Genomic DNA, 20,238 nt, shown 5'->3' with positions numbered 1-20,238 from the left:
CCTTCGCGAACACTGCGGGAGGGTCTCCGCCAATGTCAGCAGATGCTGTGCGGGTTCGCTTGTGGAGACGGGCGTTCGGGGGCGATCGTTCCCTCGATCGGCACGTATATGCCAGGAAAGTCCGGGAGCGGCGCTCCCGGACTTTGCTCGCCCTTCGCGCTTTAGGCGCGACCCGGGAAGAAGATCTTCACTTCACGCTCGGCGGACTCCTCCGAGTCCGAGGCGTGGATCAGGTTCTCGCGGACGATGACGCCGTAGTCGCCGCGGATGGAGCCGGGCGCGGCCGCGATCGGGTCGGTCGGGCCGGCGAGCGCGCGCAGCCCCTCGATGACCCGCTCGCCCTCCACGATCAGCGCCACGACCGGGCCGGAGGCCATGAACTCCACCAGCGGCTCGTAGAAGGGCTTGCCCTTGTGCTCGCCGTAGTGCTGCTCCAGCGTGTCCTGGTCCAGGGTGCGCAGTTCCAGCGCGGTGATCCGCCAGCCCGCCTTGCGCTCGATGCGGCCGATGATCTCGCCGGTCAGGCCACGCCGGACGGCATCGGGCTTGAGCAGGACGAGGGTGCGCTGGGTCACGACGGGCTCCTATAGCGTCAAGGTATGCGTGAAGGTTTTACGGAAAGACGAGATTACCCGGCGTGTCGGGGCGCTCGTTACGCAGCGTCAGGTGTGGAGGGACCGGGAGCACTCGGGGAGCCCGCCTGGGCCGCGAATCTCGCCTTCGCCTCGTCCACCTTCCGCCCGTAGTGCACGGACGCCCACCACAGGGCCGCGAAGATCGCGCCCAGGAAGAACATGATCGGCACGACGAAGCCCGACGCGATGAGCGCGAGCTGCAGCGCCCAGCCGAGCACGACCCCGCCGGGGCGCGTCACCAGTCCGCACAGCACCAGACACAGGAACATCGCGACACCGCTGACCGTCCACACCGTCGCCATGGACAGACCGGGATCCTTCATGGCGACCAGACCGGCGAAGCCGATGACGAAGAACTCGCCGATCAGGGTCGAAGAACAGAGCGTACGCACGGGTCTCAGCCCTTCCCCAGGAGCAGTCGGGCCTCGCCGACGGTGATGACGGAACCGGTGACCAGCACACCGCCGCCCGCGAACTCGCCCTCCTCCTCGGCCAGCGTGATCGCGGCCTCCAACGCGTCGGGCAGCCGCGGCTCGACCTGAACGCGGTCGTCGCCGAACACCTCGACGGCGATACCGGCCAGCTCGTCGGCGTCCATCGCGCGGTGGCTGGAGTTCTGGGTGACCACGATCTCGGCGAACACCGGCTCGAAGGCCTCCAGCAGCCCGCGCACGTTCTTCTCGCCGCTCGCGCCGACGACACCGATGAGACGGCTGAACTGGAAGGCCTCCCCGATCGCATCCGCCGCGGCCCGGGCACCCGCCGGGTTGTGGGCCGCGTCGAGCACGACGGTCGGAGACCGGCGCACGACCTCCAGCCGCCCCGGCGAGGCCACGGCCGCGAACGCCTTGCGGACCGCGTCCAGGTCCAGCGCATCGGCCCGCTGCGCGCCGACCCCGAAGAACGCCTCGACGGCGGCGAGCGCCACGGCCGCGTTGTGCGCCTGGTGCGCGCCGTGCAGCGGCAGGTACACCTCCGGGTACTCGCCGCCCAGGCCACGCAGGGTCACCAGCTGCCCGCCGACGGCCACCTGCCGGTCGACGACGCCGAACTCCAGGCCCTCCCGGGCCACGGTCGCGTCCACCTCGACGGCCTTCTTCAGCAGCACCTGCGCCGCCTCGACCGGCTGCTGCGCCATGATGACGGTCGCGCCCTGCTTGACGATGCCGGCCTTCTCCGTGGCGATCTCGGCGTGCGTGGAGCCGAGCCGGTCGGTGTGGTCGAGGTCTATGGGCGTGACGACGGCGACGTCACCGTCGATCACGTTCGTCGCGTCCCAGGAGCCGCCCATGCCGACCTCGACGACGGCGACGTCCGCGGGTGCGTCGGCGAAGGCCGCGTAGGCCATGCCGGTGAGCACCTCGAAGAAGGACAGCCGGTACTCCTGCTGGGCGTCGATCATCTCGATGTACGGCTTGATGTCCTGGTACGTCTCGATGAACCGCTCGGCGGAGATCGGGGCGCCGTCCAGGCTGATGCGCTCCGTGATCGACTGCACGTGGGGCGAGGTGTAGCGGCCGGTGCGCAGCTCGAAGGCGCCGAGCAGGGCCTCGATCATGCGGGCGGTGGAGGTCTTGCCGTTGGTCCCCGTGATGTGGATCGACGGGTACGAGCGCTGCGGCTCGCCCAGCACGTCCATCAGCGCGGCGATACGGCTGACGGAGGGCTCCAGCTTGGTCTCGCCCCAGCGCGTGGCGAGCTCCGCCTCGACCTCGCGCAGGGCCTTGTCCACCTCGGGGTCGGCGGGCCGGGTCGGGATGTCGGCCTCGGGCGGGCCGCCCTGGGTGCGGAGGGTTCGGCTGCCGGCCTCGATGACCGCGAGGTCGGGGTCGCGGTCGGTTTCCTCCGCGATGATCTCCTCGAAGCTGTCGAGGGGGTCGGGCTGGTCGTCGGCGTTGTGGTCTGGAGGGAGCTCGCTCACGGGGCCCAGTCTACGGAGGGGCAGTGACATTGTTCGCTGTGGGCGGGTGCGGGTCCGTGGGGGCTGGTCGCGCAGTTCCCCGCGCCCCTAACCACATGGAGGCCCCGGCGCTGACAGCACCGGGGCCGCCACGACCGTACGAACCTTTTACGCCTGCGGCAGGCGCTCCAGCTGCGCCTGGATGCGGGCGATGTCCTCCTCCGCCTTGGCGAGGCGGGTGCGGATCTTGTCCACGACGTGGTCGGGGGCCTTCGCCAGGAACGCCTCGTTGCCGAGCTTCCCGGTCGCCTGGGCGGTCTCCTTCTCCGCGGCCGCGAGGTCCTTCGCGAGGCGCTTGCGCTCCGCCGCGACGTCGATCGTGCCGGAGAGGTCGAGGGCGACCTCGGCGCCGGCGACCGGCAGGGTCGCCGTGGCCGTGAAGGCGTCGCCCTCCGGCTGGAGGCGGAGCAGCTGCCGGATGGCGGCCTCGTGGGTCGCGAACGGCGTGCCGTCCAGCGTCAGCCGGGCCGGGACCCGCTGGCCGGGCTGGAGGCCCTGGTCGGCGCGGAAGCGGCGGACCTCGGTGATGACCGACTGGAGCGACTCGATCTCCTGCTCGGCACCCTTGTCACGGAAACCGCTGTCGCTCGGCCACTCGGCGATGACGACCGACTCGCCGCCGGTGAGCGTGGTCCACAGCGTCTCGGTGACGAAGGGAACCACCGGGTGCAGCAGCTTCAGCGTGACGTCGAGGACCTCGCCGAGGACCCGCTTGCTGACCTCGGCCGCCTCCCCGCCCGCCTGGAACGTCGTCTTGGACAGCTCGACGTACCAGTCGAAGACCTCGTCCCACGCGAAGTGGAACAGGGCGTCGGACAGCTTCGCGAACTGGTAGTCCTCGTAGAACGCGTCGACTTCGGCGACGACCGAGTTGAGGCGGGAGAGGATCCAGCGGTCGGTCGACGACATCTTCGACGCGTCCGGCAGCGGGCCGTCCACCGTCGCGCCGTTCATCATCGCGAAGCGCGTCGCGTTCCAGATCTTGTTGGCGAAGTTGCGGGACCCCTGGACCCAGTCCTCGCCGATCGGGACGTCGACGCCGGGGTTGGCACCCCGGGCCAGGGTGAAGCGCAGGGCGTCGCTGCCGTACTTGTCCATCCAGTCCAGCGGGTTGACCGCGTTGCCGAAGGACTTCGACATCTTCTTGCCGAACTGGTCGCGGACCATGCCGTGCAGGGCGATGGTGTGGAACGGCGGGGTGCCGTCCATCGCGTAGAGGCCGAACATCATCATCCGGGCGACCCAGAAGAAGAGGATGTCGTAGCCGGTGACCAGGACGGAGTTCGGGTAGAACTTCGCGAGCGACTCGGTCTGTTCGGGCCAGCCCATCGTGGAGAACGGCCACAGGCCGGAGGAGAACCAGGTGTCGAGGACGTCGGTGTCCTGGCGCCAGCCATCGGCCTCGGTGCCGGGCGGCTCCTCGTCGGGGCCGACGCAGACGACCTCGCCGTTCGGGCCGTACCAGACCGGAATCCGGTGACCCCACCACAACTGCCGCGAGATGCACCAGTCGTGGAGGTTGTCGACCCAGTCGAAGTAGCGCTTCTCCATCTCCTGCGGATGGATCTTGACGCGCCCGTCGCGGACGGCGTCACCGGCCGCCTTCGCGAGCGGACCGACCTTGACCCACCACTGCATGGACAGCCGCGGCTCGATGGTGGTCTTGCAGCGCGAGCAGTGGCCGACGGAGTGGACGTACGGCCGCTTCTCGGCGACGATCCGGCCCTCGGCGCGCAGCGCGGCGACGATGGCCGAGCGGGCCTCCAGGCGGTCCAGGCCCTGGAAGGGGCCGTGGGCCGTGATGACCGCGTGCTCGTCCATGACCGTCAGGGCCGGGAGGTCGTGGCGCTGGCCGATCTCGAAGTCGTTCGGGTCGTGCGCCGGGGTCACCTTGACGGCGCCCGTGCCGAACTCCGGGTCGACGTGCTCGTCGGCGACGACCGGGATGGAGCGGTCGGTCAGCGGCAGCTTGACCAGCTTGCCGATGAGGTGCTTGTAGCGCTCGTCCTCGGGGTGAACGGCGACGGCCGTGTCACCGAGCATGGTCTCGGCGCGGGTGGTGGCGACGACGATGGTGTCGTCCCCGTCGCCGTACTTCATGGAGACGAGCTCGCCGTCGTCGTCCTGGTACTCCACCTCGATGTCCGAGATGGCCGTCAGACACCGGGGACACCAGTTGATGATGCGCTCGGCGCGGTAGATCAGCTCGTCGTCGTAGAGCCGCTTGAAGATGGTCTGGACGGCCTGGGACAGGCCCTCGTCCATGGTGAAGCGCTCACGGGACCAGGCGACACCGTCGCCGAGCCGGCGCATCTGGCCGCTGATCTGGCCGCCGGACTCGCCCTTCCACTGCCAGACCCGCTCGACGAAGGCCTCACGGCCCAGGTCGTGCCGCGACTTGCCCTCCTTGGCGAGCTCCCGCTCGACGACGTTCTGTGTGGCGATACCGGCGTGGTCCATGCCCGGCTGCCAGAGCGTCTCGAAGCCCTGCATGCGCTTACGACGCGTCAGGGCGTCGATGAGGGTGTGCTCGAAGGCGTGCCCGAGGTGCAGGCTGCCCGTGACGTTCGGCGGCGGGATGACGACGGTGTACGGCGGCTTGTCGCTCTTCTCGTCCGCCTCGAAGTAACCCCGCTCTACCCAGCGCTCGTACAGCGGCCCCTCTACGTCGGCCGGCGCGTACTGGGTCGGCAGGTCGGTGCTGGGCGCTGGTGGCTGCTGCTGAGCGTTCTCGGTCACGGGGGTCAGTTTAGAGGTGTCACTCCCCTGTCCCGAAACGCGTTTGCTTTGTAACGGTGGGGGCCCCGATGCCATGCACACGACGGGTCTGCGCCAGGATGTCTGGAACACATAAGCATCTGGAGGGGAACCCAGAACATGAGCTACAACCAGCCGGGCCCGTACGGCGGGCAGCAGCCTCAGCAGCCCGGACCGTACGGCCAGCCCGGTCCGTACGGCCAGCCGCCGCAGGCGCCCCAGCCCGGCTACGGCTACCCCCAGCAGGCCCCTCCGCCCCAGCCGGGTTACGGCTACCCGCAGGGTGCCCCGCCCCAGCAGCCCGGCCCCTACGGCCAGCAGCCCCCGTACGGCCAGCAGCCGCAGCCGCCCTACGGCCAGGCCCCCTACGGCGTCCCGCAGCCCCCGGCGCCGGGCGGCGGCAAGAAGAAGACGGGCATCATCCTCGGCGCGGTCGCAGTCGTGGCGGCCCTCGCTGTGGGCGCGTACTTCGTGATCGGCGGGGGTGGTGGCCTCGAGGACGACGGGCCGCACAAGCTGACGACACCGTCGACCGTGCTCAGCGAGTACAAGCGCACCACGAAGGACGGGCAGACCACCGGTGAGAACGAGAAGTCGGAGCTGGAGAAGAGCGGCGTGAAGAACGCCAAGACGTCGGCGGCCCTCTACTCCAACGTGGACCTGAGCGAGTACGACCCCGACGACCCGTCGTCCGCGGCCAAGATGGCGTCGGCCAAGACGCTCACGGTGGCCGGTGCCTACGGTGAGATCTCCGACCCGGAGGCGACGCTGGACCTGTTCCTCGCCAACTTCAAGAAGTCCTCCGAGAAGGAATCCGCCTCCGGGTCCAGCAAGCCCGAGCTGATCGGCGAGCCCGAGGAGGCGGACCTCGACGGCGCGGTCATGAAGTGCCAGTCGGTCAAGGCGCAGGACGAGCGGACCAAGCAGGAGAAGACCAACTGGTTCTGCGCGTGGGCCGACTACAGCACGATCGCCCTCGTGTCGCCGGGTGAGGCGGCGCGGGGCGTCACCAAGGACGTGGCGATCGACCTCACCACCAAGGTCCGTGGGGAAGTCCGCGTCGCAGCCTGAGGCAGACAACGACGAAGGCGCCCAGCAGCAGTGCTGGGCGCCTTTCGCGTGCGGTGGGTGACTACGCCGTCTTCTGCTCGCCCGGCCCCCGCCCCCGCGCGTCCCGCGGGATCAGCGTCGGGTTGACGTTCGACTGGACGACGTCCGCCGTGATGACGACGCGGGCGACGTCCTTGCGGGACGGGACCTCGTACATCACGCCCTGGAGGACCTCCTCCATGATGGCCCGCAGGCCACGCGCGCCGGTCTGGCGGAGGATCGCCTGGTCGGCGATGGCCTCGAGGGCCTCGCGCTCGAAGTCCAGCTCCACACCGTCGAGTTCGAAGAGGCGCTGGTACTGCTTGACGAGCGCGTTGCGCGGCTCGACGAGGATCTGCAGCAGGGCCTCGCGGTCGAGGTTGTGGACCGAGGTGATGACCGGGAGCCGACCGATGAACTCGGGGATCATGCCGAACTTGACCAGGTCCTCCGGCATGACCTCCTGGAACTGGTCCTTGGACTCCATCTCGCGCTTGGAGCGGATCTGCGCGCCGAAGCCGATGCCCTTGGCACCCGCCCGGGACTCGATGATCTTCTCAAGCCCGGCGAAGGCACCGCCCACGATGAACAGCACGTTCGTCGTGTCGATCTGGATGAACTCCTGGTGGGGGTGCTTGCGGCCGCCCTGCGGCGGGACCGAGGCCGTGGTGCCCTCCAGGATCTTCAGCAGGGCCTGCTGGACGCCCTCGCCGCTCACGTCACGCGTGATCGACGGGTTCTCACTCTTCCTCGCGACCTTGTCGATCTCGTCGATGTAGATGATCCCGGTCTCGGCCTTCTTGACGTCGTAGTCGGCGGCCTGGATCAGCTTGAGGAGGATGTTCTCGACGTCCTCGCCGACGTATCCCGCCTCCGTCAGCGCCGTGGCGTCGGCGATCGCGAAGGGGACGTTCAGCATGCGCGCGAGGGTCTGCGCGAGGAGGGTCTTGCCGGAGCCCGTGGGGCCGAGGAGGAGGATGTTGGACTTCGCCAACTCGATGGCGTCGTCACGGCCGTTCGCCCCGCCGTTCTCACCGGCCTGGACGCGCTTGTAGTGGTTGTACACCGCTACGGAGAGGGCCTTCTTGGCGGCCTCCTGACCCACCACGTAACCCTCGAGGAACTCGTAGATCTCGCGGGGCTTCGGGAGTTCCTCCCAGCGCACCTCGCTGGTCTCCGCGAGCTCTTCCTCGATGATCTCGTTGCAGAGGTCGATGCACTCGTCGCAGATGTACACACCGGGCCCTGCGATGAGCTTCTTGACCTGCTTCTGGCTCTTGCCACAGAACGAGCACTTGAGCAGATCGCCGCCGTCACCGATGCGTGCCACGGTGTGCTTCCCCTTCGCCTGGGAGACGACTGGACGTCCACGTCCAGCGGCTCCTGGTGCAGCCTTATGTCCGACGGTACCTTGCCGGGCCCCTCGTTCGGGCCCCCCTTGGCGCGGTTCACTTTGACGTGGACCGTGCCAAACCGTGCCAAGGGGCGGCAGACGATACAGCCTCTCGCCTCAGCGCAGGCTCGAGTTGTCCATCTTCCGGGTGGTGATGATCTGGTCGATCAGTCCGTAGCTCAGCGCGTCCTCGGCCGTGAGGATCTTGTCGCGCTCGATGTCGTCACGGATCTTCTCGACCGGCGTGGTGGAGTGCTTGGCCAGCATCTCCTCCAGCTGCGAGCGCATCCGGAGGATCTCGTTCGCGGCGATCTCCAGGTCGGACACCTGACCACGGCCGGTCTCGCTGTACGGCTGGTGGATCAGCACGCGCGCGTTCGGCAGGGCCATGCGCTTGCCCGGCGTACCGGCGGCCAGCAGGACGGCGGCGGCGGAGGCGGCCTGGCCCATGCAGACCGTCTGGATGTCCGGCTTCACGTACTGCATCGTGTCGTAGATCGCGGTGAGCGCCGTGAAGGAGCCGCCGGGGCTGTTGATGTACACCGAGATGTCACGGTCGGGGTCCATCGACTCCAGGCACAGCAGCTGCGCCATGACGTCGTTGGCGGAGGCGTCGTCGATCTGGACGCCGAGGAAGATCACGCGCTCCTCGAAGAGCTTCGCGTACGGGTCGTACTCGCGGATGCCCTGGGAGGTGCGCTCGACGAAGCGGGGGATGACGTAGCGGGACTCGGCCTGCGGGCCGGTGTAGCGGCCCTGCGAGGCGTTCATGTCCTGCACGGCGTGCATACGGTCGTAGATCCCACTGCCGGGGAACTGGTTCACGGTGTCTCCTGAAAAGGGCTGAGGCGGTCGGCTGGGGCTGTCTGGGGTCGCTGGGGCCCGGGAGGGCTCCGGGGGCCTCACGGGGCTCCACAGGCCCCGTGGGGACCTCTCAGGCCCCGGTGCCGCCGCCGCCCGGCATACCTGCGGCCGTCGTCATCACGTCGTCGATGAGGCCGTAGTCCTTGGCCTCGAAGGCGTCGAACCAGCGGTCGCGGTCCGAGTCGCGGGTGATCTGCTCGATCGTCTGGCCGGTGTGCTGCGAGGTCAGCTCGGCCATGCGCTTCTTGGTGTGCAGCAGCCGCTCGGCGTGGATCTTGATGTCCGAGGCCGAGCCCGCCAGGCCGGCGGAGGGCTGGTGGATCAGGATCTCGGCGTTCGGCAGGGCGAAGCGCTTGCCGGGGGTACCCGCGCTGAGCAGGAACTGGCCCATCGAGGCCGCGAGGCCCATGGCGATGGTCACCACGTCGTTCTTGATGTACTGCATGGTGTCGTAGATCGCCATGCCGGCCGTGATCGAACCGCCGGGGCTGTTGATGTACAGGTAGATGTCCTTCTCCGGGTCGGAGGCAAGGAGCAGCAGCTGTGCGGTGATCTTGTTGGCGATGTCGTCGTCGACCGGCTGGCCGAGGAAGATGATCCGCTCGTTGAGCAGCCGGTTGTAGACCTGGTCTCCGAGGCCACCACCGATGGAAGGGTCGCCGGCGGCTGAGGGCATCAGATTCGTCACGTATCCACCTGCTCGTCTTACGACGGCGCCGGGCCGTCTCACGTTTCCCTGCGGGCTGGAGCCGTTCGCAGACTCCACTGCCCTCGTATTCATGGACCCTAACGCGCGGGTCCCTTCGGGGAATCCCGGAGATGGGAGTGTTCGCCGGGGGCGTAGCGCTGCGCGGCTGGGCCGGGAGTGGTTTCGGGGTGTGGGCGGCCGCGGGTACGTGGGGGCTTGTCGCGCAGTTCCCCGCGCCCCCTGAGGTTGCGCTGCCTCTTGGGACAACAGGAAGGCCCTGGGGCATGCCCCAGGGCCTTCCTCACGAACTCACCGCTACCGGGGCTCAGCCCTCGGTCTTCTCCTCGGCGGACTCGGCCGGGGTCTCCTCGGCGGAGGCCTCCGTGGCCTCGGTCTCGTCCTCTTCGTCGTCGAGGTCGACGACCTCGCCGTTGGTGTCCTTGACCGCGGCCTTCTCGACCACGACGGCCAGGGCCTTGCCGCGGGCGACCTCGCCGACCAGGAGCGGAACCTGGCCGCCCTCGACGACGGCCTGGGCGAACTGGTCGGGCGACATGCCGGAGGAGGCGGCGCGCCGCATGAGGTGCTCGGTGAGCTCCTCCTGGCTGACGTTCAGCTTCTCCTGCTTGACGAGCTCGTCGAGGACGAACTGCGTCTTGATGCCCTTGACCGCGGCTTCCTTGGTCTCGGCGTCGAACTCCTCGGCGGTCTTGCCCTGGATCTCGAGGTACTTCTCGAGGTCGAGACCCATCTGGCCGAGCTGGTGGTGCTCGAGGTTGTGCTTGCGGGTGTTGACCTCGTCCTCGAGCAGCTTGTCCGGGACCGGCACCTCGACCAGCTCGAGCAGCTTCTCCAGGACGCGCTCCTGGGCCTGCGTGGCCTGGTCGTACTGCTTCATGTTCTCCAGGCGCTTGCGGCTGTCGGCCCGCAGCTCCTCGATGGTGTCGAACTCGGAGGCGAGCTGCGCGAACTCGTCGTCCAGCTCGGGCAGTTCACGCTTGGCGACCTGGGTGACCTTGACGGTGACCTCGGCCTCCTTGCCGGCCGCCGAGCCGCCCTTGAGCTCGGAGGTGAAGGTGGCCTCGCCACCGGCCTCCAGGCCCTTCACGGCGTCGTCGATGCCGTCCAGCAGCTCGCCGGAGCCGATGGTGTAGGACACGCCGTCCGCGACGCCGTCCTCCAGGACCTCGCCCTCGACCTTGGCCTCCAGGTCGATCGTCACGACGTCGCCGTCCTCGGCGGCACGCTCGACCGGGGCGGTGGAGGCGAAGCGCTCGCGCAGCTCCTCGACCGCCTTGTCGACGTCCTCCTCGGTGACCTCGACCGCGTCGACCTCGACCTCGATGCCGGAGTAGTCCGGGATCTCGATGGAGGGGCGGATGTCGACCTCGGCGGTGAAGTTCAGCGTCTCGCCGTCCTTCAGCTCCGTGATGTCGACCTCGGGCTGGCCCAGCGGGTTCAGCTCGGCCTCGTTGACCGCGTCGGTGTAGAACTTCGGCAGCGCGTCGTTGACGGCCTCCTCCAGCACCGCACCGCGGCCGAACCGCTGGTCGATGACCCGGGCCGGGACCTTGCCCTTGCGGAAGCCCTTCACCGTGACCTGCTGGTTGATCTTCTTGTACGCCGCGTCGAGGCTGTCCTTGAGCTCCTCGAAGGGCACCTCGACAGTGAGCCGAACCCGAGTCGGGTTCAGGGTCTCCACGGCGCTCTTCACGGTTCGGTCTCCTTGTGGCTGACTTCTTGGGTTCTGCCGGGGCCAGAGCGGCCCGGCGGATTTCGCCGCCCGGAGACTTCAGACGCTGAGACACACGGGCGTGCAGCTTGCATAGTAACGGCAGCGACTACACCGCCCAAAAGGCGATCACACGAGTGACCGGAAGGCGATCATCCCAAGTGACTCGAGATGATCGGGTGGCTGGTCGGGGTGGCGGGATTTGAACCCACGGCCTTCCGCTCCCAAAGCGGACGCGCTACCAAGCTGCGCCACACCCCGTCTGGTGCGACACGTAGGGTACATGGCGCAAGGCCGTACGGCCGCCGCATTTCCGCAGCGTCGGCGCCGGGAGGGTCCGGTTGCGAATGCGGTGTGCGACGAGGGCGCACAACCCGCTACGATGCTTGCGTGCCGCGGTCACCCGACCTGCGGCGCGCACCGTGCGGGCGTAGCTCAATGGTAGAGCCCTAGTCTTCCAAACTAGCTACGCGGGTTCGATTCCCGTCGCCCGCTCCATACGACTCAGGGCCAGGTCAGAGGATCATTCCTCCGCCTGGCCCTGATCGTTTGTAGAGGGCGCGTTCAGTCCGCCGTGTCCCCCGCGTGCCCCTTCCGCTTTGGATCTTGCTTCCTCTTGGTCTTCCGGCCCTTGTCGACGAGGGCGCTCAGGGCGTCGGCGATCAGCCGGTCACGTTCGGCGCTTGCGTGCTGGTAGATCAGCGCGGCCCGGGCCGTGCTGTGGCCCATGCGGGACATCAGCTCTCGCGTGCTGGCCCCGGTCGACGCGGCGAGGGTGTTGCCCGTGTGCCGGAGATCATGGAAATGCAGGTTCTTGATCCCGGCATCTGCACTGGCCTTGCGCCACAGCCGGTTGAAGTGGTTCCGGCGTGGAGTCGCTCCCTTGGCACCGATGAAGACACGGCCGTCGGCGCCCGGCTCGGCGTACCGCTCCAGGTGGTCAAGGATGTCCGGGATGATCGCGGGCGGGATAGCCACGGTGCGCTTGCCCGCAGCGCTCTTGGGTGCCTTGATCTCGCGCTGGCCGTTGAACAGCTCGGCGACGGCCCGGCGGACTCGTACGGCGCCATGGTCGAGGTCGATGTCACGGCGGTTCAGGCCGATCAGCTCACCCCAGCGCAGGCCGAGGAATCCGGCCATCAGCACGAGCGCCCGGTATCGGGGCTGCATGGCCTCGGCCAGGTCGTAGACCTCCTGCACGGTGGCGGTCGGCCGCTCAGGGGTGTGCACGGTGCTGGCGCCCTTGATCGTGCACGGGTTGCGCCTGATCATCTGGTCGGCGACAGCCGTGCCCATGATCGCGCGCAGCAAGGCGTAGGCCTTGGCGACCGTGGTCGGGCCAGTGCCAGAGGCGAGCTTGTCAGCGCGCCAGCGTCGCACGAGCGGGGGCGAGATCTCCGCGACGTTGACGACCCCGAAGGCGGGTTCGAGGTGGTGCCGCAGGAGCGAGCCGTAGAGCTGCCGAGTCGTGGTGGTCAGCTCGCGTTCCTTGATCCAGGCAGCGGCGTACTCGCCGAACGCCACCTTCCCGGCGTCGGGGTCGTGCCAGTCGCCGCGCCGCAGCTCGGTCTGCTTGTCGGCAAGCCAGTCGTCGGCATCCTTCTTGGTGCGGAACGTGTGGGGCGCAGGCCGAAGCTGCCCATCGGGGCCAAGGTAGCGAGCCTGGTAGCGACCGGACGGAAGCTTGCGGACCCGGCCGAAGTGCCGGCGCTTCTGTGCCATCAGGCAGCCACCCCCCGAAGGACTGCTCCACGCCGCCGCGGCTGCACCGTGTTGACGTCGATGAACTGGCGAACCGCGCTCTCGGGTATCCGGACGTGGCGGCCGACCTTCACGTACGTGATGCGGCGCTCTTCGATCAGGCGCCGGGGGAAGCGCACGGTCGTGCCGAGGAGTTCGGCGACCTGGTCGACGCTGAGGTAACGGTCTTTCACGCTGCGGCTCCTTCCATGGAGAGCTGGTCACTTAGGGCTTCGCGGGCGGTTTCGCGGTTGAGCTGGAGGTCGCGGGCGATGGTGGCGGCGAGGGCGGATTCGCCGGGGGTGTGGCCGTGTCCGGCGTATTGCCAGTCGGCCAGGACGAGGACGGTGTCCGGCTCGCGGTCCTCCAGGCCGAGGGCGGCGTGTTCCTGGGCGGCGCGGTAGTCGGCGCGGGCCTGGCGGAGGGTGCCGAGGGTGGTGGAGTAGCGGCGGGACTTGGAGGAGAAGTGGCCGCGGAAGCCGAGCATGTGAGCCCAGGCCCATAGGCGCCGGTCGGGGTAGAGCGGGTCGAGCTGCTTGCAGGCCTCGATGAGGCGGCGGGTGTGGTCGGGGACCTTGTGGCGGTCGAGTTCGGCGAGTTCGCCGATGCGGCGGTCGAGGGTGCCGGTGTTCTCGGCGGCCTTGGTGGCGTACTTGGCCACGTAGGAGGCGACGGCCTGTTCGGTGATGTCGGAGCCGTCACCGAAGGCCTTCACGGGCCGGACATCGAGCTGGCTCCCCCAGCGGAAGGTGCGGGCCGGTTGGTCCTCGGCGGCCGGGACAGAGGTCGAGGTGTAGGAGTGTGCGGCGGCTGCTCGGATGGCGTCGGCGAGGAGGTCGACCGTCGCCCAGGGCGGCGGGGTGGTCTCGGGTCCGTCGGGGCCGTCGATGCGGATCACGGCGTGGAAGTGCAGGGCGCCGCGTTTCTGGAACTCGGCGACCTTGCCGTAGGAGAGGCGGGCGCACTCCTTCAGCTCGCGTTGGGTTATGCCGGCGCGGGCGGCGATCTCGCGGCGGAGCCGGTTGGTGAAGCGCTGCCAGAGCTGTCCGGCGTGGTTGTTGAACAGCACGGCGCCCGAGTAGTCGTACGTGGCCGGGTCGAGGGCCGTGCCGAGGGCGGGATCGTCAGCGGTGTGGTGGTTGCCGCAGCGGCAGACTCCTCGGTCGGGTCGGTTGTGGACTGGGCCGAAGGAGGGGGCCGTGAGGGTGGCGAAGACGCGGGGGTGGTCGCGGACGGTGGCGGGGATGTCGCGTCGGTCGTCCCCGGCCAGGCCCGCGCGAATGAGGTGGTAGGTGTCGCCCGCGTACGTCCAGGCGCAGGACGGGCAACGGGACGCCCGGCGGTTGCCGCAGGCGACGCGAAGGCGTCCGCCCGGCTCGTTCTCGGTGGAGTAGTGGTGCAGGGTCTCGCCGGTGGTCTTGTCCTTGTGGAGCGTCCAGCCGGTGAGGTGGATGGGGTCGGCGCAGCCGCCGGTGCGGCGGATCTGCTCGTGCCAGCGGTCGAAGTCGGAGGCCGAAGCCACCCTCAGCAGGTCGCCGAGGGTGGTCGGGTCGAGCAGCGTGTCAGGCACGGGCGCCCTCCCGCACGGGGCGGGGCTGGACGGCGCCCAGGCCGTTGCAGGCCCGGCAGCCGACGGGGATGGTCCGCAGGTGGCCGTGCCGGTCGCGGCCGCCGGTGGTAATGGCGGCGGTGGCGAAGCCGTCGCAGTTCGGGCAGATGCGGGGCGCGGGTGCGGTGCGGTCGGTCATGCTGGACGTTCCTTCCGGTTGCGAGATCGGACAGGGACGGCGCCCGGAGCGGACGAGACTTGGCGGTTGAGGCCGCTCCGGGGGCCGGTCAGCGCCGCTTCATCTCCGAGGCGAGCAGCGAGCGCAGGACGACGGCGCAGACGGCGACCGAGGCGCCGGTGATGGCGACCGCCAGGAGCATGGAGACCAGGACGGCGCCGACGACCAGGACCACGGCAGTGCCGCCGCCGACGAGAGCCAGGGCGGTGCCGGGGGTGAGCTGCACCGTCGGCCGTGCGGGCGCGGGGGCCGGGGCCACCGGAGCGGGCAGCGGGGTCTGGACGGCCGGGACGATGGTGGTCGGCTCGACCACGGCGGGCGGCGTGACGTGGCCGGTCGGCGTGGGCATGGTCGGGATCTTCGGACGGAACATCGGTGAACTCCCTTCCGGCAGCGGTTACTTGACGAGGGTGTCGATGGCAGGGGCAAGGACGCTGTCGGCGAGGAGGAAGCCGCCGAGCAGCAAGACGGCGATGAGCCAGGCGGGCGGGCGGATGAGCTTGACGCCGAGGTAGCCGACGACGAGCAGTGCGAGCCAGAGCGGTACTTCCACGGCGGTGGCCTCCCTCAGCGGACCTTGCAGCGGTGGGTGCGGGCGGCGAGCTGGGCGGCGGACTGGCTGGAGTAGTCGGAGGACCAGCCGCAGCGGTCGGCGGTGCACACGGCGGCGTACTTGGTCTGGCCGTGGCGGTCGCGGTGGGTGCCGATCTGCACGGGTCCGATGCGCATCACGGAGTGGAAGTGGTCGCGGGCGGGCATCAGTCGGTCTCCTCTCGGGACGGGGCCGGGTTGGGGAAGGCGGCGCGGATCCCGGCGGCGGTGGCCGGGTTGGCGGTGCGGCGGGCGGCTTCCTCGGCGAGCAGGTGCGCGAGGAAGGGCCGGTTCGCGGCGGTCATCTCGCGGGCGGCGTCAAGGTGGTCGGCGGCGGTCAGGTCGGCCGGGTCACTGGTCATGGCGTGTCTCCCGTCGATGTCACGTGAGTTGGGCGGCGATGGCGTCGGCCAGCTGGGGCGGGACGCCGAGGCGGGCGCGCAGGGTGTCGGTGTCGATCGGCGTACCGGTACGGGTGCGGTGGTCGTCAGCGACCTTGCGGGCGTGGTCGACCAGCGCGGCCGGGACCGGCACAGCCGGAGCAGGCTCGGCCGGGGCGGGCTCGGCCAGGGCGGGCTCGGCAGCCGGAAGGGCCGGGGTGTCGTCGACAGCCGGGATCAGCTCGGGCTCCGGTTCGGTCTCGGTGACCAGCTCAGGGTCCGGCTCGGTGACCGGGGCTGCGGGTGCCGGCGGTTCCGGCACCCGGTCGGTGGCCGAGTGGGCAAGCAGCGTTCCGCCCATGAACGCCAGCGCGGGCCAGGCGGCTACGAGGATCCGCAGCCAGGCCGGGACGTGGTCGAGGTCGAGGAGTCCAGCGGTAGCGACGTTGGCGCCGAGCGAGGCGACCAGGGCGATCACGAACCAGCACCAGGCCAGCCGGGACGGGCCGTGCGAACGCAGTCGCCGCCAGGAGGCGACCAGGAGCAGGTCCACCGAGATCGGGTAGGCCCAGGCCTTCCAGCCGTCCTGTCCGGCAGCGGCGGCCAGGTCGTGCAGGTGGGCGAAGGACAGCGCCCCGGCGATGACGGCCTGGACCAGGACGGCGTCGACGCGGAGAGCGGGGCGAGTCATCACGGTTCCTTCCTCTCGTGAGGCATGGCGGGGGTAGGGACCTGGCGCGAAGCGGTCACGCCGACCGGTTAAGCGGGAAGAGTCAGGCCGTGGCGGGGGCTGCTTTGGACAGCGGCACCCGGGCCGAGGGCAGAGAGCCAGTCGCGGGCCGGTAGGCCGCCAGGGCGGGCACGTCCGGGGTGCGGTCGGCGTACCTGTTGCAGGTATTCACGGCCTGGCGCAGCGAGGTGTGCGGGGCGCGGATGCGGTGCCAGCCCCCGGTGGAGTCCCCGGCGATCGCTATTCCGCGTGTCTCGGCGGGTATCTGGATGGCGGCCAGGACGGCGTCCGGGGAGATGTCACCGAAGGCCATGTTGGCGGAGGTCTCGTCGTTGACGCGGTGGGCGGTACGGCCGGTGAGCTGGGCGCGGAGCATGGTGATGCCCTTGCCGAGTTCGGAGCCGAAGCGCTGCCCGCAGATCTCCAGGTAGATCCCGGCCGCGCGGCCGAGCTGGGCGAGACGGACCAGGGCAGTGATGATCCGGTCCCGGCGCTTCTCCTCCTCCTTACTGGCGAACAGGGCGAGTTCGGCGACCTCGTCGACCAGGACCACGACCGGCACGGGACGCAGATCGGTCGGCAGGTCCCAGATGTCGGCGGCGATCTCCGCATCCGGCACAGCGACACTGATGCGCTGCTCAGCCCGGATCAGCTGGTACACCTCCCCCATGTGCCCAACCAGCGCTTCCAGCAGCTCCAGCGCGGTGTCCGGGTTGTCGGCCAGCGCGGAGAACCGGCGGGCCAGCGGGAACAGCTCTACCCCCTGCTTGCAGTCGATGCCGACCAGAGCGACGTGGTGCGGGGCCAGACCGGCCACCAGGTTGCGCTGGTAGACCGACTTGCCGGACTCCGTGGCCCCGAGCGTCAGACCGTGCGGGACGGCGCGGTAGTCGCGGTAGTGCACCGAGCCGTCCTCCCGCAGCGCGACGGGAACCCGCATCGGGGCAGGGTCGACCTTCGCGGGCATCTGGACCTGCTTGAGCACGTCATAGCCGGTCATCCGCACCTCAACGACGCCGGAGCGAACCTCCCGGGAGGTCACGCCGTACATCCCGAAGGAATGGCGCAGCCGGTCCGTCGAGGCCGCCACGTCGAAGGCGTCCTGGCCGGGCCGAAGCTTCAGCCGCAGGACCAGGCCAGTCCGGGTGGGCCGCAGCCGCAGGATGCGCGGCGGGCGGGACTCCGGCACCGGCCGGTTAGCCACCCGGGCCAGAGCCAGCCGCCAGCGCGAAGGCGGGACCGTCAGCCCGCAGGCGTCCATGACCGAGGCGTAGCGAACCAGAACCCGCACCGTGGCGAGGAGGACCCCGAAGGTCAGCCAGTACCAGGCGGGGCGCCGCCACCGCAGGAGACCCGCAGCGGCGACGACCACAGCCACAGCGACCATGAACCAGGTCATGATCAGGCCGCCTCGGATGCCGAGCCGGTGGCGGCCAGCGAGGTGACGGCGACCGCGCGGAACGCGATCCCGTGGCGCTTCTGACCGTTGAACTCGTTCTCCCACGCCGAGGCGACCAGGCCCGTCAGGGCGACCGGGGTGCCCATGGTCAGGTCCTCGGAGACGCCGGGCTGCGGAACGGTCAGCTTGAGGATCTCCACCTCATCCGGCGTGGAGAACATGACCTCCACGGTCATCAGCGTCACGCCGTCCTTGTCGAGGGCGATCTCACCGGTACGCCGGTCCTTGACCTTGGGCTGCGGAGCCTTGGCAACCATCACGGTCGCGTTGGCGGTGTCGACGGGAATCTGACGCATGGTCTGTCTCCTGAATTTGGAGGGCTGTTCGAACCGACGGAAGCGCCGGTGAGATCAGGAGACCGCGAGAGGCAGTGGACGTATCACGGTCCGTATGGACGTTTAGGGACGTCTGAGTTATCGTCAAAACGTCCCCGAGAGGTCCTACGAGAGGGCAGCCATGGCGAACGAGCGTCTGCGCGCGGCGATTTCAGCGAAGGGCGAGACCATCCAGTCCCTGGCTCAGCACGTCGGGGTGGACCCCAAGAGCGTGGAACGCTGGATCACGACCAACCGCACACCGCACCGGGGACACCGCTGGAAGGCCGCGAGCTTCCTCGGTGCCGATGAGGTCTACCTCTGGCCCACCGTCGAGAAGCAGGCCGAGTCCGCCAGCACATCCGAGCTGATCACGTACTACCCCCACCGGGGCGCGGTTCCGGCAGCACTGTGGTCATCGCTGATCGAAAAGGCGAAGGACCAGGTGGACATCCTCGTGTACGCAGGGCTGTTCCTCTTCGACAACCACCCCGACCTGCCGGACCAGCTAGCAGAGAAGGCCAAGGCCGGGGCCCAGGTTCGTGTCCTGCTTGGCGATCCGGACTCCGAGATGGTCCGCCAGCGAGGTGAAGAGGAAGGCATAGGGGGCGACCTGGCCGCACGTGCCCGGATCACGCGGCGCTACCTCGAACCGGCGATGACGACGCCCGGCGTCGAAGTCCGGTTGCACGACACGATCCTCTACAACTCGATCTACCGGTTCGATGACGACGTGCTGGTGAACCCGCACGTACTCGGAGCACCCGCCGGGCAGAACCCCGTGCTGCACTTCCGCTACATCCCGGGCGCCCGCACGTTCCGGCACTACATGCGCAGCTTCGACTACACCTGGGAGCGCGGTCGACCCGCATAGGCAAGCGCCGACACGTTGGAGACCGGGGCTGCGGGCGCCGGCGGAACCGGCACCTGGTCTCCGGCCGACGACGAGCGTGCGACGCTGGAGTCATGGCCCGAGTCGACTACTTCAACGATCCGAACGCGCCGAAGGCGAACAGCATCGTGCCGTCCGTTACCGCGGTGGCCCTCAACGACGCCGGGGAAGTACTGCTGATCCACAAAACGGACAACGACCTATGGGCCCTGCCCGGCGGCGGGGTCGACGTCGGCGAGTCGGCACCCGATGCGGCCGTGCGCGAGACCAAGGAAGAGACCGGGTTCGACGTCGAGGTGACGGGACTGGTCGGCACCTACACCAACCCTGCTCACGTCATGGCGTACGACGACGGCGAGGTCCGCCAACAGTTCTCGATCTGCTTCCGAGCAAGCATCGTCGGCGGCGAGCTGCGCACGAGCAGCGAGAGCAAGGAAGTGGCGTTCGTGGATCCCAGTCGGCTGGACAGCCTGAACATTCATCCGTCGATGCGGATGCGGATCGATCACGGCCTGGCTGACCGCCCTGGGCCCTACGTCGGTTGATCACCTAGGCGAGCGAGCGTCCGACCGACAGCGGCGCCGAGGTACGGCCGCGCCTTGCTGATCGCGTTGTGCACCTCGCTACCCGGCTCGTACCGCTCCAAGATCTCATCAATGCGGCTGTCGAAGACGAAGGACTGACCGGCCGGGCCGGTCGTCATGTCCGCGTAGATCAGCGCGTCCAGGACCGGGGATTCCTCTCGGTCGTACACGTCCAGCTCAGCAGTCAGGCCGCGCTGCTCAGCCTCGTACACGGCGCCGGAGTGGTGAGCGACCAGGCGCACGAGCCGGGACGGCGCACCAAGCGTCTCCAGGTAGCGCGCGCCGTCGAGGGGATGAAAGCCCGTGTCCCGCAATTCCGGGGCGTAGCCGATGTCATGCAGCCACGCGGCAGCAATGAGCAGATCGCGGTCACCCTCAGACACTGCCGCCGACGCCTCACTGGCACGAGCCGCCACAGCCTGAGTGTGCAGCCAGCGATTCCCGAGGGGAGGAAGCAGAGACTCGGCCAGCTCGGCCGCACCTTGGGGCGTGTCTAGGGCAGAGGACATAGATCGCACGGTAACCCAGTGGGCAAGCAGCCGACAGCCCCGGACCAGCCCCAGGGATCATGGCGCGGTAAGACTTTCCCTACTTCATCAAGGCCCGCGCACGGCGCGGGCGCGCGCCGCCTCTGCGGCGCGGC

Annotated in this window: 23 protein-coding genes and 2 tRNA genes; 4 read left to right on the top strand and 21 right to left on the bottom strand. The window is 69.2% G+C overall.

Going from position 1 to position 20,238, the window contains the following annotated elements:
• Window positions 1-161 precede the first annotated feature (161 nt).
• The 4 genes from ndk to ACWIF2_RS21610 form a co-directional block, all read right to left on the bottom strand.
• Window positions 162-575 carry a nucleoside-diphosphate kinase gene (ndk, locus tag ACWIF2_RS21625; RefSeq protein ID WP_184592637.1) on the bottom strand — a complete coding sequence of 138 codons (414 nt, stop codon included), beginning with the start codon at window positions 573-575 and terminating at the stop codon, window positions 162-164.
• Window positions 576-652: 77 nt separating this feature from the next.
• The gene (locus tag ACWIF2_RS21620) at window positions 653-1,027 is read right to left on the bottom strand and encodes a DUF4233 domain-containing protein (protein WP_454362262.1); all 375 of its coding nucleotides are present in this window, start codon (window positions 1,025-1,027) and stop codon (window positions 653-655) included.
• Window positions 1,028-1,032: 5 nt separating this feature from the next.
• On the bottom strand, window positions 1,033-2,556 hold the full coding sequence (gene folC / locus ACWIF2_RS21615) for a bifunctional tetrahydrofolate synthase/dihydrofolate synthase (protein ID WP_454362261.1): 1,524 nt from the start codon (window positions 2,554-2,556) through the stop codon (window positions 1,033-1,035).
• 147 nt (window positions 2,557-2,703) lie between these two features.
• The gene (locus tag ACWIF2_RS21610) at window positions 2,704-5,334 is read right to left on the bottom strand and encodes a valine--tRNA ligase (RefSeq protein ID WP_454362260.1); all 2,631 of its coding nucleotides are present in this window, start codon (window positions 5,332-5,334) and stop codon (window positions 2,704-2,706) included.
• A 138-nt stretch (window positions 5,335-5,472) separates the two neighbouring features.
• Here ACWIF2_RS21610 and ACWIF2_RS21605 point away from each other — a divergent pair, with 138 nt between their 5' ends.
• Complete coding sequence (locus tag ACWIF2_RS21605; protein ID WP_454362259.1) at window positions 5,473-6,423, top strand: hypothetical protein; 951 nt, start codon at window positions 5,473-5,475, stop codon at window positions 6,421-6,423.
• Window positions 6,424-6,484: 61 nt separating this feature from the next.
• Here the strand turns inward: ACWIF2_RS21605 and clpX are convergent, their stop codons facing one another.
• The 5 genes from clpX to ACWIF2_RS21580 form a co-directional block, all read right to left on the bottom strand.
• Window positions 6,485-7,771, bottom strand: a complete 1,287-nt coding sequence (gene clpX / locus ACWIF2_RS21600) for an ATP-dependent Clp protease ATP-binding subunit ClpX (protein WP_010041898.1) — start codon at window positions 7,769-7,771, stop codon at window positions 6,485-6,487.
• A 180-nt stretch (window positions 7,772-7,951) separates the two neighbouring features.
• The gene (locus ACWIF2_RS21595) at window positions 7,952-8,659 is read right to left on the bottom strand and encodes an ATP-dependent Clp protease proteolytic subunit (RefSeq protein ID WP_454362258.1); all 708 of its coding nucleotides are present in this window, start codon (window positions 8,657-8,659) and stop codon (window positions 7,952-7,954) included.
• 109 nt (window positions 8,660-8,768) lie between these two features.
• Window positions 8,769-9,374 (bottom strand): ATP-dependent Clp protease proteolytic subunit, encoded by a 606-nt coding sequence (locus ACWIF2_RS21590; protein WP_454362281.1) that lies wholly within the window; start codon window positions 9,372-9,374, stop codon window positions 8,769-8,771.
• Window positions 9,375-9,711: 337 nt separating this feature from the next.
• On the bottom strand, window positions 9,712-11,100 hold the full coding sequence (gene tig / locus ACWIF2_RS21585; RefSeq protein ID WP_454362257.1) for a trigger factor: 1,389 nt from the start codon (window positions 11,098-11,100) through the stop codon (window positions 9,712-9,714).
• A gap of 202 nt (window positions 11,101-11,302) precedes the next feature.
• Window positions 11,303-11,379: transfer RNA gene (locus ACWIF2_RS21580), tRNA-Pro, on the bottom strand.
• A 163-nt stretch (window positions 11,380-11,542) separates the two neighbouring features.
• On the opposite strand from ACWIF2_RS21580, the gene ACWIF2_RS21575 reads away from it, so the two are divergent.
• Window positions 11,543-11,616, top strand: a tRNA-Gly gene (locus ACWIF2_RS21575).
• A 66-nt stretch (window positions 11,617-11,682) separates the two neighbouring features.
• On the opposite strand, the gene ACWIF2_RS21570 is transcribed toward ACWIF2_RS21575, so the two are convergent.
• From ACWIF2_RS21570 to ACWIF2_RS21520, 11 genes are all read right to left on the bottom strand, one after another.
• Window positions 11,683-12,840, bottom strand: a complete 1,158-nt coding sequence (locus ACWIF2_RS21570; protein ID WP_454362256.1) for a tyrosine-type recombinase/integrase — start codon at window positions 12,838-12,840, stop codon at window positions 11,683-11,685.
• On the bottom strand, window positions 12,840-13,052 hold the full coding sequence (locus ACWIF2_RS21565; RefSeq protein ID WP_454362255.1) for an excisionase family DNA-binding protein: 213 nt from the start codon (window positions 13,050-13,052) through the stop codon (window positions 12,840-12,842). The genes ACWIF2_RS21570 and ACWIF2_RS21565 overlap by 1 nt, the downstream gene beginning before the upstream one ends.
• Window positions 13,049-14,428 (bottom strand): replication initiator protein RepSA, encoded by a 1,380-nt coding sequence (repSA, locus tag ACWIF2_RS21560; protein WP_454362254.1) that lies wholly within the window; start codon window positions 14,426-14,428, stop codon window positions 13,049-13,051. Before repSA ends, ACWIF2_RS21565 begins: the two co-directional genes overlap by 4 nt.
• On the bottom strand, window positions 14,421-14,606 hold the full coding sequence (locus ACWIF2_RS21555) for a hypothetical protein (protein WP_454362253.1): 186 nt from the start codon (window positions 14,604-14,606) through the stop codon (window positions 14,421-14,423). Before ACWIF2_RS21555 ends, repSA begins: the two co-directional genes overlap by 8 nt.
• Window positions 14,607-14,694: 88 nt before the next feature.
• Window positions 14,695-15,018, bottom strand: a complete 324-nt coding sequence (locus tag ACWIF2_RS21550; protein ID WP_454362252.1) for a SpdD-like protein — start codon at window positions 15,016-15,018, stop codon at window positions 14,695-14,697.
• 24 nt (window positions 15,019-15,042) lie between these two features.
• Window positions 15,043-15,198: a hypothetical protein gene (locus ACWIF2_RS21545; protein WP_454362251.1), complete on the bottom strand. Its 156-nt coding sequence runs from the start codon at window positions 15,196-15,198 to the stop codon at window positions 15,043-15,045.
• Between the two features lie 14 nt (window positions 15,199-15,212).
• On the bottom strand, window positions 15,213-15,404 hold the full coding sequence (locus tag ACWIF2_RS21540; protein ID WP_193507144.1) for a mobile element transfer protein: 192 nt from the start codon (window positions 15,402-15,404) through the stop codon (window positions 15,213-15,215).
• Window positions 15,404-15,598, bottom strand: coding sequence for a hypothetical protein (locus ACWIF2_RS21535; RefSeq protein WP_454362250.1), 195 nt, complete (start codon window positions 15,596-15,598; stop codon window positions 15,404-15,406). Before ACWIF2_RS21535 ends, ACWIF2_RS21540 begins: the two co-directional genes overlap by 1 nt.
• A gap of 19 nt (window positions 15,599-15,617) precedes the next feature.
• Entirely contained in the window at window positions 15,618-16,307 is a 690-nt protein-coding gene (locus tag ACWIF2_RS21530) for a DUF2637 domain-containing protein (protein ID WP_454362248.1), read from the bottom strand.
• 82 nt (window positions 16,308-16,389) lie between these two features.
• Window positions 16,390-17,745: an FtsK/SpoIIIE domain-containing protein gene (locus tag ACWIF2_RS21525; RefSeq protein WP_454362246.1), complete on the bottom strand. Its 1,356-nt coding sequence runs from the start codon at window positions 17,743-17,745 to the stop codon at window positions 16,390-16,392.
• A 2-nt stretch (window positions 17,746-17,747) separates the two neighbouring features.
• Entirely contained in the window at window positions 17,748-18,101 is a 354-nt protein-coding gene (locus ACWIF2_RS21520) for an SCO3933 family regulatory protein (RefSeq protein WP_338783408.1), read from the bottom strand.
• A 160-nt stretch (window positions 18,102-18,261) separates the two neighbouring features.
• On the opposite strand from ACWIF2_RS21520, the gene ACWIF2_RS21515 reads away from it, so the two are divergent.
• Both ACWIF2_RS21515 and ACWIF2_RS21510 read left to right on the top strand, forming a co-directional pair.
• Complete coding sequence (locus tag ACWIF2_RS21515; protein ID WP_401445113.1) at window positions 18,262-18,993, top strand: XRE family transcriptional regulator; 732 nt, start codon at window positions 18,262-18,264, stop codon at window positions 18,991-18,993.
• Between the two features lie 92 nt (window positions 18,994-19,085).
• Window positions 19,086-19,556 carry an NUDIX hydrolase gene (locus ACWIF2_RS21510; RefSeq protein ID WP_454362243.1) on the top strand — a complete coding sequence of 157 codons (471 nt, stop codon included), beginning with the start codon at window positions 19,086-19,088 and terminating at the stop codon, window positions 19,554-19,556.
• Here ACWIF2_RS21510 and ACWIF2_RS21505 read toward each other — a convergent pair.
• Window positions 19,544-20,104, bottom strand: coding sequence for an HD domain-containing protein (locus ACWIF2_RS21505; protein WP_454362241.1), 561 nt, complete (start codon window positions 20,102-20,104; stop codon window positions 19,544-19,546). The genes ACWIF2_RS21510 and ACWIF2_RS21505 overlap by 13 nt on opposite strands.
• Window positions 20,105-20,238: the final 134 nt, after the last annotated feature.

Source organism: Streptomyces sp. NPDC055506 (assembly GCF_053643595.1).
The sequence above is the reverse complement of the archived record's forward strand: the minus strand, read 5'-3'. Positions and strand labels throughout refer to the sequence as shown.

Coding starts and splice junctions, on each gene's coding strand:
- ACWIF2_RS21530 (WP_454362248.1), bottom strand. CDS start 16,307: ATGACTCGCCCCGCTCTCCGCGTCGACGCCGTCCTGGTCCAGGCCGTC.
- ACWIF2_RS21520 (WP_338783408.1), bottom strand. CDS start 18,101: ATGCGTCAGATTCCCGTCGACACCGCCAACGCGACCGTGATGGTTGCC.
- ACWIF2_RS21535 (WP_454362250.1), bottom strand. CDS start 15,598: ATGACCAGTGACCCGGCCGACCTGACCGCCGCCGACCACCTTGACGCC.
- ACWIF2_RS21590 (WP_454362281.1), bottom strand. CDS start 9,374: ATGCCCTCAGCCGCCGGCGACCCTTCCATCGGTGGTGGCCTCGGAGAC.
- ACWIF2_RS21540 (WP_193507144.1), bottom strand. CDS start 15,404: ATGCCCGCCCGCGACCACTTCCACTCCGTGATGCGCATCGGACCCGTG.
- ACWIF2_RS21605 (WP_454362259.1), top strand. CDS start 5,473: ATGAGCTACAACCAGCCGGGCCCGTACGGCGGGCAGCAGCCTCAGCAG.
- ACWIF2_RS21550 (WP_454362252.1), bottom strand. CDS start 15,018: ATGTTCCGTCCGAAGATCCCGACCATGCCCACGCCGACCGGCCACGTC.
- ACWIF2_RS21570 (WP_454362256.1), bottom strand. CDS start 12,840: ATGGCACAGAAGCGCCGGCACTTCGGCCGGGTCCGCAAGCTTCCGTCC.
- ACWIF2_RS21515 (WP_401445113.1), top strand. CDS start 18,262: ATGGCGAACGAGCGTCTGCGCGCGGCGATTTCAGCGAAGGGCGAGACC.
- ACWIF2_RS21510 (WP_454362243.1), top strand. CDS start 19,086: ATGGCCCGAGTCGACTACTTCAACGATCCGAACGCGCCGAAGGCGAAC.
- ACWIF2_RS21525 (WP_454362246.1), bottom strand. CDS start 17,745: ATGACCTGGTTCATGGTCGCTGTGGCTGTGGTCGTCGCCGCTGCGGGT.
- ACWIF2_RS21555 (WP_454362253.1), bottom strand. CDS start 14,606: ATGACCGACCGCACCGCACCCGCGCCCCGCATCTGCCCGAACTGCGAC.
- ACWIF2_RS21505 (WP_454362241.1), bottom strand. CDS start 20,104: ATGTCCTCTGCCCTAGACACGCCCCAAGGTGCGGCCGAGCTGGCCGAG.